The 14,582-nt window shown below is 72.7% G+C and carries 13 protein-coding genes and 1 pseudogene; 8 read left to right on the top strand and 6 right to left on the bottom strand.

The annotated features are described in order from the left end of the window. The 8 genes and pseudogenes from AB0C16_RS35755 to AB0C16_RS35720 all read left to right on the top strand — a co-directional run. Positions 1-962 (top strand): ATP-grasp domain-containing protein (locus AB0C16_RS35755; RefSeq protein ID WP_357689808.1); only part of this gene is annotated, 962 nt, incomplete at its 5' end. After that, a complete protein-coding gene (gene sucD / locus AB0C16_RS35750; protein WP_357689806.1) occupies positions 962-1,846 on the top strand; it encodes a succinate--CoA ligase subunit alpha in 885 nt (294 codons plus the stop codon). The genes AB0C16_RS35755 and sucD, both read left to right, overlap by 1 nt. Before the next feature lie 16 nt (positions 1,847-1,862). Continuing rightward, a complete protein-coding gene (locus tag AB0C16_RS35745) occupies positions 1,863-2,630 on the top strand; it encodes a TIM barrel protein (protein WP_357689804.1) in 768 nt (255 codons plus the stop codon). Continuing rightward, positions 2,627-3,487: a 2-hydroxy-3-oxopropionate reductase gene (locus tag AB0C16_RS35740; protein WP_357689802.1), complete on the top strand. Its 861-nt coding sequence runs from the start codon at positions 2,627-2,629 to the stop codon at positions 3,485-3,487. Before AB0C16_RS35745 ends, AB0C16_RS35740 begins: the two co-directional genes overlap by 4 nt. Beyond that, complete coding sequence (gene gcl, locus AB0C16_RS35735; protein ID WP_357689800.1) at positions 3,484-5,205, top strand: glyoxylate carboligase; 1,722 nt, start codon at positions 3,484-3,486, stop codon at positions 5,203-5,205. Before AB0C16_RS35740 ends, gcl begins: the two co-directional genes overlap by 4 nt. 10 nt (positions 5,206-5,215) lie before the next feature. Continuing rightward, complete coding sequence (locus tag AB0C16_RS35730) at positions 5,216-6,745, top strand: aldehyde dehydrogenase family protein (protein WP_357689798.1); 1,530 nt, start codon at positions 5,216-5,218, stop codon at positions 6,743-6,745. Positions 6,746-6,896: 151 nt separating this feature from the next. After that, entirely contained in the window at positions 6,897-7,484 is a 588-nt protein-coding gene (locus tag AB0C16_RS35725) for a hypothetical protein (protein ID WP_357689796.1), read from the top strand. Positions 7,485-7,608: 124 nt separating this feature from the next. Continuing rightward, positions 7,609-8,087 (top strand): annotated as a pseudogene (locus tag AB0C16_RS35720) (DUF6328 family protein). A gap of 24 nt (positions 8,088-8,111) precedes the next feature. On the opposite strand, the gene AB0C16_RS35715 reads toward AB0C16_RS35720, so the two are convergent. From AB0C16_RS35715 to AB0C16_RS35690, 6 genes are read right to left on the bottom strand one after another with little or no spacing between them, the layout of a single operon-like run. Then, on the bottom strand, positions 8,112-8,441 hold the full coding sequence (locus AB0C16_RS35715) for a monovalent cation/H(+) antiporter subunit G (RefSeq protein ID WP_357689794.1): 330 nt from the start codon (positions 8,439-8,441) through the stop codon (positions 8,112-8,114). Further along, the gene (locus tag AB0C16_RS35710; RefSeq protein ID WP_357689792.1) at positions 8,438-8,698 is read right to left on the bottom strand and encodes a monovalent cation/H+ antiporter complex subunit F; all 261 of its coding nucleotides are present in this window, start codon (positions 8,696-8,698) and stop codon (positions 8,438-8,440) included. Before AB0C16_RS35710 ends, AB0C16_RS35715 begins: the two co-directional genes overlap by 4 nt. Continuing rightward, on the bottom strand, positions 8,695-9,225 hold the full coding sequence (locus AB0C16_RS35705; protein WP_357689790.1) for a Na+/H+ antiporter subunit E: 531 nt from the start codon (positions 9,223-9,225) through the stop codon (positions 8,695-8,697). The genes AB0C16_RS35710 and AB0C16_RS35705 overlap by 4 nt, the downstream gene beginning before the upstream one ends. Next, on the bottom strand, positions 9,222-10,817 hold the full coding sequence (locus tag AB0C16_RS35700; RefSeq protein ID WP_357689788.1) for a Na+/H+ antiporter subunit D: 1,596 nt from the start codon (positions 10,815-10,817) through the stop codon (positions 9,222-9,224). Before AB0C16_RS35700 ends, AB0C16_RS35705 begins: the two co-directional genes overlap by 4 nt. Beyond that, a complete protein-coding gene (locus AB0C16_RS35695) occupies positions 10,817-11,527 on the bottom strand; it encodes a Na(+)/H(+) antiporter subunit C (RefSeq protein WP_357689786.1) in 711 nt (236 codons plus the stop codon). The genes AB0C16_RS35700 and AB0C16_RS35695 overlap by 1 nt, the downstream gene beginning before the upstream one ends. Next, entirely contained in the window at positions 11,524-14,286 is a 2,763-nt protein-coding gene (locus AB0C16_RS35690) for a Na+/H+ antiporter subunit A (RefSeq protein ID WP_357689784.1), read from the bottom strand. The genes AB0C16_RS35695 and AB0C16_RS35690 overlap by 4 nt, the downstream gene beginning before the upstream one ends. Positions 14,287-14,582: the final 296 nt, after the last annotated feature.

The following is a 14,582-nucleotide window of genomic DNA, read 5'->3' as shown; positions in this document are numbered from 1 at the left end:
CCCCCCCCCCCCCCCCCCCCCCCCCCCCCGCGGCCGGAGAGGAGGCCGGCCGCGTCCTCGGGATGGACATCAAGGGGCACCGCGCGCACGCCGTCCTCGTCGAGGCCGCCACCACCCCGGCCGCGGAGTACTACGCGGCCTTCCTGGTCGACAGGGCTGAAGGCGCCTTCCTGGCCGTCGTCTCCCGGCAGGGCGGGATGGACATCGAGGAGGTCGCCGCGACACGCCCCGACGAGGTGGTGCGGCTGCCGATCGACCCGCTCGCCGGCGTGGACGCCGCCACCGCGCGGCTGCTGACCGAGAAGGCCGGCCTGCCGGAGGAGGCGGCCGAGGCGCTCGAACGGCTGTGGCGCGTCATGGTCGAGGAGGACGCGCTGCTGGTCGAGGTCAACCCGCTGATCCGCACCGCCGGTGGGCGGATCGTCGCCCTCGACGGCAAGGTCACCCTCGACGGCAACGCCGCCTTCCGGCACGACCGGGAGGCCCCCGCCCTGTCGGACGGGCTGGAGGACCGGGCCCGGGCCAAAGGGCTGAACTACGTCAAGCTGGACGGCCGGGTCGGCGTCGTCGGCAACGGCGCGGGCCTCGTCATGAGCACGCTCGACGTGGTCGCCGGCGCCGGGGCGGCCCCCGCCAACTTCCTCGACATCGGCGGCGGCGCCTCCGCCCAGGTCATGGCCGACGGGCTGGAGATCATCCTGTCCGACCCCGGCGTGCGCTCGGTCCTGGTCAACGTCTTCGGCGGCATCACCTCCTGCGACGCGGTCGCCACCGGCATCGTCAGCGCGCTCGGACTCCTCGGCGAACGCGGCCTGGCCAGGCCCGTCGTCGTACGGCTGGACGGCAACAACGCCGAGGCGGGGCGGCGCATCCTCGGCGACGCCGCCCACCCGGCCGTCCGCCAGGTCCCCACCATGGACGGCGCCGCCGAGCTGGCCGCCGGACTCGCGGCAGGTGCGTGATGGCGATCTTCCTGACCAAGGACAGCCGGGTGCTCGTCCAGGGCATGACCGGCGCGGAGGGCATGAAGCACACCGCCCGGATGCTCGCCGCCGGCACCGACGTCGTCGCCGGGGTCACCCCGGGCAAGGGCGGGCGGACGGCCGGCTTCGGCGAGCGCGCGGTGCCCGTCTTCGGCTCGGTGGCGGACGCCGTCGCCGGCACCGGAGCCGACGTCAGCGTCGTCTTCGTCCCTCCCCGCTTCACCCTGGCCGCCGGCGAGGAGGCCATCGACGCGGAGATCCCGCTCTGCGTCGTGATCACCGAGGGCGTGCCGGTGCACGACGCCGTCCGCCTGCGGGCACTGGCCGCCGGACGGACCAGGATCATCGGGCCCAACTGCCCCGGCCTGATCAGTCCCGGCCAGTCCTCCGCCGGGATCATCCCCGCCGACATCACCTCCACCGGCCGGATCGGGCTCGTCTCCAAGTCCGGCACGCTCACCTACCAGCTCATGTACGAGCTGCGCGACCTCGGCTTCTCCACCGCGGTCGGCATCGGCGGCGACCCCGTCATCGGCACCACCCACATCGACTGCCTCCAGGCGTTCCAGGCCGACCCGGCGACCGACGCGATCGTGATGATCGGTGAGATCGGCGGCGACGCCGAGGAGCGGGCCGCCGCCTACATCGAGCAGCACGTCAGCAAGCCCGTCGTGGCCTACGTCGCGGGCTTCACCGCGCCCGAGGGCAAGACGATGGGCCACGCCGGCGCCATCGTGTCCGGCTCGTCCGGCACCGCCCAGGCCAAGAAGGACGCGCTCGAGGCCGTCGGGGTCCGGGTCGGGCGCACCCCCTCGGAGACGGCCGCGCTGCTGCGCACGGTGCTCGGGAAGGCGGCGCCATGAAGCGGTTGGAGGACCCATGCTGAAGTTCGACGTCAACCTCTCGATCATGCTCACCGACCTGCCCCTGCTGGAGCGTCCGGAGGCCGCGGCCAAGGCCGGGTTCGACGCCGTCGAGCTGTGGTGGCCGTTCCCCGGGCCGCAGCCGTCCGACCCGGAGCTGGACGCCCTGAAGACGGCCATCGACGACGCCGGGGTGCGCCTGGTCGCGCTCAACTTCGACGCCGGCGACCTGGCCACGGGCGACCGCGGCCTGATGGCCCGGCCCGACGGGTCGGCGCGCTTCCGCGCCAACGTCGACATCGCGGCCGGGTTCGCCGCCGAGATGGGCTGCACGGTGCTCAACGCGCTCTACGGCAACGACCCCGGCACCGACCCCGGCCTCGCCACCGAGAACCTCGCCCTGGCCGCCGACGTGGCCGCGCGCGCCGGCGCCGTCGTCGTGGTGGAGCCGCTCAACTCCTACGAGTGCCCCGACTACCCGATCACCTCGTCGGAGGCGGCCTTCGCGGTGATCGACGCCGCCGCCCGCGACAACGTGGCCCTGCTCGCCGACCTCTACCACCTGCACCGGATGGGCGAGGACGTGCTGGCGCTCATCGACACCCACACCCCCAGGTTCGGCCACGTCCAGATCGCCGACGACCCCGGCAGGGGGCGGCCCGGCACCGGGAGCATGCCGTACCCCGAGATCCTCGCCCGCCTGGAGGCCGCCGGCTACCAGGGCCACGTCGGCCTGGAGTACCGGCACCAGGGGCCGGGCGCGTTCGCTTGGAGGAAGCCGTGACCATCGGATTCGTCGGCCTCGGGATCATGGGCACCCCGATGGCCGCCAACCTGCTCAAGGCCGGGCACGCCGTGACCGGCTTCGACGTCAGCGCCGAGCGGGTCGAGCGGCTGCTGGCCAGAGGCGGCAAGGGCGCGCGGAGCGTGGCGGAGGCCGTCACGGGCGCGGACCTGGTGATCACCATGCTGCCCGACTCGCCCCAGGTGGAGGAGGTCGTCCCCGAGATCCTGGAGCACGCCCGGCCCGGGCTGCTCTATGTGGACATGAGCACGATCAGGCCCGAGACCTCCCGCTGGGTGGCCGGCCGGGCGGCGCCCCTGGGGGTCAGGGCGCTGGACGCCCCGGTCAGCGGCGGGGAGCGCGGCGCGGTCGACGGCACCCTGTCGATCATGGTCGGCGGCGCGGCCGAGGACTTCGAGGCGGCCAGGCCCGTCCTCGGCGTGCTCGGCACCACCGTGGTGCACGTGGGCCCGCCGGGCGCCGGCCAGACCGTGAAGGCGGCCAACCAGCTCGTCGTCGGCGGCATCTACGGGCTGGTGGCCGAGGCGATCGTGCTGCTGGAGGCCTCCGGCGTGGACCCGGCGGCCGGGCTGGACGTGCTGGCCGGCGGCCTGGCCGGGTCGCGGATCCTCGACCTCAAGCGGCACAGCATGATCCGGCGCGAGTTCGCCCCCGGATTCCGCGTCGACCTGCACCACAAGGACATGGGCATCGCGATCGCCGCCGCCCGCGAGGCCGGGGTCTCCCTCCCGCTCACCGGTCAGGTCGCCCAGCTCGTGGCGGCCGCCAGGGCGCAGGGCCACGGCTCGCTCGACCACTCCGCCCTGCTCAAGGTGATCGAAAGGCTGAACGGATGAAACGTGTCCCGTGCATGGAGGCGGTGGTCTCGGTGCTGGAGTCGGAGGGCGTGGACACCGTCTTCGGCATCCCCGGAGCCGCCATCCTGCCGTTCTACGCCGCCCTGCGCGGCAGCTCCATCAGGCACATCACGGTCCGCCACGAGGAGGGCGGCACCCACGCGGCCGACGGCTGGGCCAGGGTGACCGGCAACGTCGGCGTCTGCGTCGGCACCTCGGGCCCTGCCGGAACCAACATGATCACCGGGCTCTACACGGCGATGGCCGACTCCATCCCGATGATCTGCGTCACCGGCCAGGCCGCCACCATCAAGCTGCACCAGGAGGCGTTCCAGGCGGTCGACATCGTGGAGATCGCCAGGCCGGTGACCAAGTGGGCGGTGCAGCTCAAGGAGCCCGCCCAGGCGCCCTGGGTGTTCCGCGAGGCGTTCCGGATCGCCCGGTCCGGCCGGCCCGGGCCGGTGCTCATCGACCTGCCGATCGACGTGCAACGCGGCACCTGCCTGTACGACCGGGAGCTGGACGCGCCGCTGCCCGTCGAGGTGCCCCGCCCGCTGCCCCGGGCGGTGCGCGCGGCGGCCGGCCTGCTCCAGGGCGCGGACCGGCCGCTGATCCTGGCCGGCGGCGGCGTGATCACCGCCGACGCCTGCGACGAGTTACGCGAGCTGGCCGAATACCTGCAGATCCCGGTGCAGGTGACGCTGATGGGCAAGGGCGCTTTCCCCGAGGACCACCCGCTGTTCGCCGGGATGGCCGGCATCCAGACGCAGACCCGGTGGGGCAACGCCGCGTTCCTGGAGAGCGACCTGGTGCTGGCCGTGGGCGCGCGCTTCGGCGACCGGCACACCGGCGACCTCGACGTCTACCGCAAGGGCCGGCGGTTCGTCCACGTCGACATCGAGCCGACGCAGATCGGCCGCGTCTTCGAGCCGGACCTCGGGGTCGCCGGGCACGCCCGGCCGGTGCTGGCCGGCCTGCTGGCCGAGGCGCGCGAACGCACCGGGCAGCGGAGCCCCGGGCGGTGGGCGCGCAGGGTCGCCGAGCTGCGCGGCACCCTGACCCGCAGGGACGACTTCGACGACGTGCCGATCAAACCGCCGCGCGTGTTCAGGGAGATCAACGCCTTCTTCGGCCGCGACACCACGTTCGTCACCGCGATCGGGCTCTACCAGATCTGGTCGGGCCAGTTCCAGGCCACCTACCTGCCACGCCGCTACCTGGTCTGCGGCCAGGCCGGGCCGCTGGGCTGGGAGGTGCCCGCCGCCATGGGCGTGAAGTGCGCGCACCCGGAACGCCAGGTCGTGGCGGTGGTGGGCGACTACTCCTTCCAGTTCCTCATGGAGGAGGTCGCGGTCGCCGCCCAGTACCGGATCCCGTTCGTCATCGTGATGGTCAACAACGAGTACCTGGGCCTGATCAGGCAGGCCGAGCTTCCGTACGAGATGAACTACGCCGTGGACCTGCACTACGGAGAGGGCGGCATCGACCATGTCAAGGCGATGGAGGCCTTCGGCTGCCCGGCCCGTCGCGTGAAGCTGCCCGGCGACCTTCCCGACGCGCTGGCCTGGGCGAGCGCGGAGTCGGAGCGGAAGCGTTTGCCGGTGCTCGTGGAGGTGATGGTGGAACGCGAGGCCAATGCCGCGATGGGCTCCTCGCTCGAAGCGATCAAGGAGTTCGAGCCGCTGCCCGAGCTCGTCGCCGTCGACTGGTCCGACTGAGGAGGCCCACATGCAGCTCAAGCCCGGGATGTCCTGGACGGACGCCCACGACAGATGCTGTGCCGCGGCCCCGGAGGCGTTCCACGACGACCGGGTGCTCAACCACTGGGGCGGGTTCTGGCAGCGCGACGGCCGCCCGGCCCCCGTCTTCTCCCCGGTGGACGGCACCGCCATCACCGGGCCGCCCCGGCTGGACCGGGCGGGGGCGGCGCGGGCCGTGGCCGGCTCGGTCGACGAGCACCGGCAGTGGCGGCACGTGCCGCTCGCCGAGCGCCGGGCCAGGGTGTCGGCGGCGGTCGAGTCGATGGCCGCCCACCGCGACCTGCTCGCCCTGCTGCTGGTCTGGGAGATCGGCAAGCCGTGGAAGACCGCCTGCGCCGACGTCGACCGCTGCCTGGACGGCGTGCGCTGGTATCTCGGCGAGATCGACCGCATGGTGGCGGGCCGGACACCACTGCCCGGCCCGGTCAGCAACATCGCCAGCTGGAACTATCCGATGAGCGTGCTCATGCACGCCATGCTGGTCCAGGCGCTGGCCGGGAACGCCGTGATCGCCAAGACCCCGACGGGCGGCGGGCTGTCCTGCCTCACGCTGGCCACGGCCCTCGCCGTCAGGGAGGGCCTGCCGGTCACCCTGGTCAGCGGGGGAGGGGCCGAGCTGTCACCCGTGCTGGTGCGGGGACGGTCGGTGGGCTGCGTCTCGTTCGTCGGCGGCAGGGACGCGGGGGCGCAGGTGGCCGCGTCGGTGGCCGACCTGGGGCGCCGGCACGTCCTGGAGCAGGAGGGGCTCAACTGCTGGGGCGTCTGGGAGTACTCGGACTGGGACCTGCTGACCCGGCAGATTCGCGCGTCCTTCGACTACGGGAAGCAGCGGTGCACCGCCTACCCGCGGTTCGTGGTGCAGCGGGAGCTGTTCCACGAGTTCCTGGCCGCCTACCTGGCGGCGATCGGGTCGCTGCGCTTCGGCCATCCGCTGGCGGTCCGCGATGCGGACGATCCGCTGCCGGAGCTGGACTTCGGGCCGCTGATCAGCGCCTCGAAGGCCAAGGAGCTGGCCGACCAGGTGGACGAGGCCGTCGACAAGGGCGGCGTGCCGATCCACCGGGCCGCCCTCGACAGCGGACACTTCCTACCCGGTCAAGATATTTCCGCGTATTTCGCGCCGACGGCGCTGCTCGACCCGCCCCGCTCCTCACCGCTGTTCCACGCCGAACCGTTCGGCCCGGTCGACACGATCGTCCTGGTCGACACCGAGGCCGAGCTGCTGGCCGCCATGAACGCCAGCAACGGCGCCCTGGTCGCCACCCTCTCCTGCGACGCCGAGGAGACGGCGACCCGGCTCGCCCCCGAGATCCGCGCGTTCAAGGTCGGCCACAACCGGCCCCGCTCCCGAGGCGACCGCGACGAGCTCTTCGGCGGGCTCGGCGCCTCCTGGCGGGGCGCCTTCGTCGGCGGCGAGCTCCTGGTGCGGGCCGTCACCGTCGGCCCCGAGGGCGAACGCCTGGTGGGCAACTTCCCCCACTACACCCTGCTGCCCTGACCCCGCCCGCCCCCGGCGGGTCAACGGCGGACAACAACTCTTGGCCCGCATGAGAACCGTGCCGTCTCGAATTTGCTGTGAAGCCCCCATAGCGTGAGAAACAGCGGCGAAAACAGGGGGCGTGATGTTCATCGAGGTCATTCAAGGTCAGGTGACCACGACCGATGAGCTGCGGGAGGCCCTCGACTGGTGGCATCGCGAGATGTCGCCCGAGGCGCACGGCTGGCTCGGCACCACCGTCGGCGTGACCGACAGCGGCACGTACATAGCCGTGGTGCGCTACGACACGCAGGAGTCGTCGTGGCGCACGGCCGACCTGGCCCGGCAGGGCAAGTGGTGGTTCGCGACCGCGGGCCTGTTCGAGGGAAAGGTGATCATCCATGGCTGCGCCCGGGTGCGCCAGTACCTGGGCGGAGGGTCCGACTCGGCCGGATTCGTGCAGGTGATCCAGGGCCAGCTCAAGGACGCGGACCGGATGGACGAGATCATCCGGCGCTGCGAGCCCGAGCTGGGCGCCTTCCGCCCCGACCTCATCGGCGGCACCGCGGCCTTGCACGAGAGCGGCCTCTACACCGAGACCGCGTACTTCACCTCCGAGAAGGAGGCCAGGGCGGGCGAGCGCAAGGAGCCCCCGCCCCGGCTGCGCGAGGCCTTCGGCGAGCTGCTGACCCTCTTCGAGGGCGAGCCTGCCTACTACGACCTGCGCGACCCCTGGCTGTATTCGCCCATCGGCACCTGACCCGCTGACCGGCCGCCGCCGTTCGGTCCGCCCGGGTGCGTGTGACGCGCCGGACCAGGTTTCGGCGGACCGTACGAGGTAAGTCAAAGGCTTTCAAAGTCATGGCGGTGGAAGGACGGCCCGAGTGGAACAGGGGACGGAGTCCGGGAAGGAATCCCACGGCGAGCGAGCCGATCGCAACTTCGTGGAGCTGTTACAGGGCGCCCGGGTCGCGGTGACCGGGGTCCAGGTGCTGTTCGCGTTCCTGCTCACGGTCCCGTTCTCGGAGGGGTTCGTCCGGCTGGGCGACCTCGACCGGCGGCTGTACTACGTCGCGCTGGTGAGCGCGGCGATCGCGTCCATCTGCTACATCGCCCCGGCCACCCAGCACCGGGTGCTGTTCCGGCAGGGCATGAATAGACGCTGGTCCGCCGCTCGAACATGTACGGCATCACCGGCGCGCTCGCGCTGGTCGTGGCGATGACCACGTCCTCCATGCTGGTGGTCGACTACCTGTTCGACGCCACGGTGGCGATCGTCACGGCCGCGGTCATCGCGCTGCTGGCCTTGTGGGCCTGGTTCGTCCAGCCGGCGTTCGACCGCTCCAGCCCGCCGGAGGACTAGCGCGGCCGGCCGGGCGAGCCGCCTTCAGGTCGTGGTGTCGTGCGCGGGCAGCGCGCTGCCGTCGTCGCCCGGGGACCCCTCCTGGTAGGCCGCCCGGCCCACGATGTGGGCGGCCACCGAGACCGTGATCACCTGCGCCAGGCCGGTGACCGCCAGCGGCCCCGCCATCGCCCAGGTCGGGTTGCGCAGCCACATCGCCAACAGGATCAGCAGCACGCCCAGCACCTGTGGCTTGGTGCCCGGATGCATCCGCTCCAGCGTGGTGGTGAAGCGGACCAGGCCCACCCCGGCGACCAGGCACAACGCCGCACCGCTGATCATGCTGACGGCCGCCGCCACGTCGAGGAGGCTCATCGCGACCTGCCCGCGAAGAACCGGGCGATCGACACCGAGCCGACGAACCCCAGCAGCGACAGCACCAGCATGATCGGCACGTCGGAGTAGTCGCCCCGCACGGCGGCGAACGCGCCGATGCCGCACATGGCCAGCGCCGTCATCACGTCGAGCGCGACGGCCCGGTCCAGCATGTTCGGCCCCCGTACCATCCGGTAGAGCGTGGCCAGCCCCGAGCAGCCGAGCAGCCCCAGGGTCACCAGATAGACGCCTGTCACCGCACCTCCTCCCAATCCGCCCGGGTGCCGAACGCCGCCACGATGCGCCGCTCCAGCCCGGCGACGTCCGCCGCCACCTTCCCGGCCACGTCGCCCCGGTAGCCGAGGATGTGCAGCACCAGCTCCCGGCGCCCGCTGTAGACCTCGAGGACGAGGCTGCCGGGCACCGACGACAGCGCCACCATGACGAGCATGGTCATCGCGTCCGACGAGGTGCGCAGCCGTACCGGGATGACCTGGGTCGGCGGCGGGCCGGGACGCAGCACCCAGATGGTCACCCGGACGGTGGAGGCCACCATGTCGCCGGCGAACCTCACCAGGAAGGACGGCAGCGCCGTCAGGTGCAGCCGTAGGCCCGGATCGAGCACCGGCAGCGGCAGCAACCACGTGATGACGAGCCCGGTGGCCAGCCCGCCCAGCACGTTGCCCACCGACAGGTCGCCCCACAGGGTCACCCAGAGCAGGGCCAGCATCACCACCAGCGGCAGCGGCACCCGCCTGCCGAACAGCCTCGGCGCGAGCTTCACAGCCCCCTCCCGAAACTCGCGTTCCCGAGCGCCGCGCTTCCGAGGGTCGCCCTCCCGAGGACGGCGGAGATGTACGGCTCGCGGACCATGAGCTCACCCGCGGTCCGCATCGCCAGCGACGACAGCGGCCCGGCCAGCACCGTGAACGACAAAGCCAGCGCGACCAGCGCCGCCGACGCCCCGAGCAGCATGACGGGCATCGCGGCCGTGGTCACGACCGGTTCCCCGCCGGTCGTCTCCTCGCTCTCCACCACCAGGCCCGGGTGCTCGGCCGGCGGCTCCCGCCAGAACGCCTTGCCCCAGGTCTTCACCATGGCGTACAAGGTCAGCAGGCTGGTCACCAGCCCGCCGGCCACCAGCGTGAGCGCCAGCGGGCGGCCGTCCGCCACCCCAGCCTGCACCAGCACGAGCTTGCCCAGGAAGCCCGACATCGGCGGGATGCCGGACAGGTTCATCGCCGGGATGAAGAACAGCACGGCGATCAGCGGCGCCGTCTTCATCAGCCCTCCGAGCCGCTCCACGGACGTGGTGCCGGTGCGCCGCTCGATCAGCCCGGTCACCAGGAACAGGCTCGTCTGCACGGTGATGTGGTGCACGACGTAGAAGACGGCGCCGGCCAGGCCCTGCACGGTCGACAGCGCCACCCCGAACACCATGTAGCCGATGTGGCTGACCAGCGTGAAGGAGAGCATCCGCTTGATGTCGGTCTGGGCGACGGCGCCGAACACGCCGGTCAGCATGGTCGCCAGCGCCACCCACATCAGCAGCGTCGACACCGGCCCGCCGGGGAACAGCAGCGCCTCCAGCCGGATGACCGAGTAGACACCGACCTTGGTGAGCAGTCCCGCGAAGACCGCGGTGGCCGGCGTCGGCGCGGTCGGGTAGGAGTCGGGCAGCCACGCCGACAGCGGGAACATCGCCGCCTTGATCGCGAAGACCAGCAGCAGGGTCAGCTCGACCAGCAGCCGGACGTGCATGGGCAGCGTGGCGAACCGCTCGGCGAGCTGGGCGATGGCCAGCGTGCCGGTGCCCGCGTAGGTGATGGCCAGGGCGATGAGGAACAGCATCGACGAGGTCAGGGCCATCACCGTGTACGTGGCCCCGGCCCGGATCCTCGACTGGGTGCCGCCGAAGGTGAGCAGCACGTACGAACCGCTCAGCAGCATCTCGAACGCCACGAACAGGTTGAACAGGTCGCCGGTGAGGAACGCGTCGGTCACACCCGCCACCATCACCAGGAACGCGGGATGGAAGACCCCCATGGGCGCGGTGTGCTCCTGGTCGGCGTAGGCGCTCGTGACCGCGTAGATCATCACGCAGAGCGTCACGGCCGAGGAGACGACCAGCATCAGCGTGGACAGCCGGTCGGCGACCAGGCAGATGCCGACGGGCGCGGGCCAGCCGCCGAGGTCGGTGACGAGCGGTCCGTGGGTGTCGGCCTCGACCAGCAGCAGCACCGAGACCACGAGCACGATGCCGAGCGTCCCGATGCTGATCAGCGACTGCAGGCGGCGCAGGCGGACGCCGATCGCCAGTTTCAGCCCCGCGGCCAGGAGCGGCAGCAGCACCGGCAGGCCGATCAGGCTCTCCATCAGTCCTCGTCACCCTCGAGCTCCGGGTCCAGCGCGAGCGCCTGCCGCTCCCGCTCGGCGCGGATCGCGGACCGCATCTGCTTGAGCGCCTCCCGCTGCCGGGTCCGCAGCCGCTTGCGCAGCGCCTTCTCCCGCGCCGCCTGCTGGCGCTGCCGGCGCGCGTCCTCCTCACGCAGCCCGAGCAGCCGGATCCGCTTCTCCTCGGCGGGCTCCAGCTCCTGGCGTCTGGTCTCCTCGGCCAGCTGCCGCTCGGCCCGCTCGGCGTCCAGCCGGGCCAGCTCGGCCCGCTGGTCGAGGATGAGCCGCCGGTAGGCCGCCCGCAGCTCGCGGAGGCGCTCGCTCAGCTCGCCGCGCCTGGCCCACAGCCGCACCTGGCGGTCCTCGGTGTCGTCCTGCACCCCGTCGCTGCCGGTCAGCTGCCATGAGCGGTGCACCATGGCCAGCAGGAACGCGCTGACCCCCAGCGTGATCACGATGGAGGTCAGCACCATGGCCTGGGGGAGCGGGTCGGCCATGGTCTCCGGCGCGAACCGGCCCAGGATCGGCGGGGCGCCCGCCGGCCCGCCGACCGTGACGATCAGCAGGTTGACGCCGTTGCCGAGCACGATCACGCCCACCAGGATGCGGACCAGGCTGCGTTCCAGCAGCAGCGTGACCCCGACGGCGATCAGCACGCCGCAGGCGGCGATGGGCAGCAGCGGGACGGTCATGCCGTCTCCGCGTCGATCTGCCGGTCCAGCTCGGCGCCCAGGCCGCGCAGCACGTCCTGCACCAGGCCGACGACCGCCAGGTAGACGCCGAGGTCGAACACCAGCCCGGTGGACAGGTGCAGGTGGTCCAGCACCGGGACCGTCACATCCACGGTCAGGATGTCCAGCGCCGCCCGCCCGAGCACCAGCCCCGCCAGCGCCGTCCCGGTCGACAGGGTCAGCCCGATGCCCATCAGCACGCCCGCGTGCACCGGCACCGCCCTGGCCAGCTCGTAGCGCCCGCCCGCCAGGTAGCGGACGGTGATGGCCAGGCCCGCCACGATGCCGCCCGCGAACCCGCCGCCGACCCGCGTATGCCCGATGACCAGCAGGAACACCGACAGCAGCAGCACCGAGTGGAAGGTCAGCCGCGCCACGATCTCGAACACCAGCGCCCGCTGCCCGGGAGGCAGCGTCGAGGCCAGCCAGTGGGTGCGGCCGGGCGGCTGCTCGCCGCCCTCCCTCTCGATGCTGTACGTCCGGCGGCGCAGGAAGACCAGGCTGGTGACGCCCAGGGCGAGCACCACGATCACCGAGCTCTCGCCCATCGTGTCCCAGGCCCGGATGTCGAGCAGCAGCGCGCTGACGATGTTGTGCGCGCCCGCCGACTGCGCGGCCCGCGCCATGTGGGCGCCCGCGGGCTCGGCGACGCGCGCGCTCATCGCCAGCATCCCGGCGCCCGCGGCCACCACCCCCACCACGGCGCCGAGCGCCAGCCGGAAGCCGAACCGCAGCCGCCCCCTGTCCGCCTCCAGCGGCAGCCGCCGCAGCACCAGCGCGAACACCACCAGGCTCAGCGTCTCGGCGAGGAACTGGGTGAGCGCCAGGTCGGGGGAGCCGTGCACGAGGAAGAGCAGCGCCGCGCCGTACCCGGTGAGGCCGGAGACGACGGCCACCAGGATGTACGCGCGGGCGTACAGGGCGAGCACGGCCGACGCGATCAGCAGCACCACCACGATGGGCTGCTCGACCCGCTCCCAGCCGACGACGGTCACGTCCAGCACGGGCGGCCGGCCGTAGCCCAGGGAGAAGGCGCCGAGGCCGATCATCGCGACCAGCGCGAGCATCAGGTAGTCCGGCAGCGAGCCGCGCTGGGTGATGCCGGTGATCTGCACGGAGAAGAGGTCCAGCCGCCGCATGAGCGACCAGTACACGTGGCCGGAGTCGACGATGTGCAGGCTCGTCCCGAGCCGGGCGACCGGCTCCCGCGCCAGGAACAACCCCACCCCCGCGAGCAGGGCCAGCGCCGACAGGGCCAGCGGCACGGGCGCCCCCGACCAGAGCGCCAGGTGGGTGCCGTGGCCGGGCGGGAACTCCGCGGTGTAGCCCGTCATGGCGGCGCCGAAGGCGGGCGCGAGCGGCGCCACGGCGAGGCCGAGCACCGACAGCAGCGCGGGCGGGGCGAACGACGCCGCCGCGGGCCGGAGGACCGGCGTCGGCCCCCGGCCCGGCTTCCCGGCGAACGCCCCCCACAGGAAGCGCAGCGTGTAGGCGGCGGTCAGGGCCGACCCGAGCACGATCCCGGCCAGGATCGCCGTCGCAGCCGGCTCGCCGGTCAGGAACGACTCCAGCGCCGCCTCCTTGCCGACGAACCCCATGAACGGCGGCAGGCCCGCCATCGACGCACCCGCCGACACCGCGACCGCGCACACCCACGGCATCGACCGGCGCAACCCGCTGAGCGCCCGCAGGTCCCGGGTGCCCGTCGCGCGGTCGACCACGCCGACCACCAGGAAGAGCGCCGCCTTGAACAACGCGTGCCCGAGCAGCATCGCCACGCCCGCGAGCGCGGAGTCCCGGGTGCCCGCGCCGAACAGCGCCGTGAGGAGACCGAGCTGGCTGACCGTGCCGTAGGCGAGCAGCCGCTTGAGGTCCGTCTCGCGCAGCGCGCGCCACCCGCCGAGCAGCATCGTCAGCACCCCGAGGGGTACGGCCAGCGCCCGCCACAGCGCCAGGTCGCCGAAGGCCGGGCCCAGCCTCGCCAGCAGGTAGATCCCCGCCTTCACCATGGCCGCGGCGTGCAGGTAGGCCGAGACCGGGGTCGGCGCGGCCATCGCGGCGGGCAGCCACAGGCTGAACGGGAAGATCGCCGACTTCGACAGTGCCCCCACCAGGACCAGCACCACCGCCCACGTCGCCGGGGGAGGGTCGGCGACGATCACGGAGATGCGGTAGGTGCCCGCCGCCTCGCCGATCAGCACCAGCCCCGCCAGCATGGTGAGCCCGCCGAACGTGGTGACGGTCACCGCCACCAGCGCCGCCCGCCTGCTCGCCCTGCTCTCCGGGTGGTAGCCGATCAGCAGGTAGGAGAAGACCGTGGTCAGCTCCCAGAACACGTACAGCAGGAGCAGGTCGTCGGCGATCACCAGGCCGAGCATCGCGCCCGCGAAGGCGACCATCACCCCGCCGTACCGGCCCAGCCCCTCGTCGCCGGCCCTGAAGTAGCGCATGCTGTAGATCAGGACGAGCGCGCCCACGCCGGTGACCAGCGCCATCATCAGCAGAGCCAGCGGGTCGGCGCGGAAGGCCAGCTCCAAGCCGAGCGCCGGCGCCCATGGGCGGGCCGACGTGACCGGCTCGTTCGCCGCCGCCCAGACCGCGTATCCGAACCCGCAGGCGGGAGGCACGGCCAGCACGGCGAACGAGCCCCGCCCGAGGCGCCTCGCCAGCCACGGAGCGCAGATCGCCGCCACCGCGTGCAGGATCAGCAGCGACTCCATGGGCTCCTCGAGCAGGAATGACCGGGCACGTCCGGTCGAACCTCTCGCGACGCCCCCCGGTCACGCGCCGAGGCGCGACGGCTGTTGACCGGAACCTCACCACCCGCACACCCGCGCATGATCAGGCTCGCGCCGCTCACGTCCCAGCGGCGCAGCGTGGCGTCGTCGTTGATCGCCGGCCGCTGGACGGGACGCCGGAAGGCGGCGTTCTGTGGCACTGTAGGACGGTGCGTCCAGGGACCCGCCCGGCAAGGGGAGCCGACAAGAGGGGTGCCGACAACAAGAGGGGTGCCGAC

It is taken from the genome of Nonomuraea sp. NPDC048916 (genome assembly GCF_040649575.1).
Classification (GTDB): Bacteria; Actinomycetota; Actinomycetes; order Streptosporangiales; family Streptosporangiaceae; genus Nonomuraea.
Note: the sequence above shows the minus strand (reverse complement) of the source record. Positions and strands in the feature narration are given on the sequence as shown.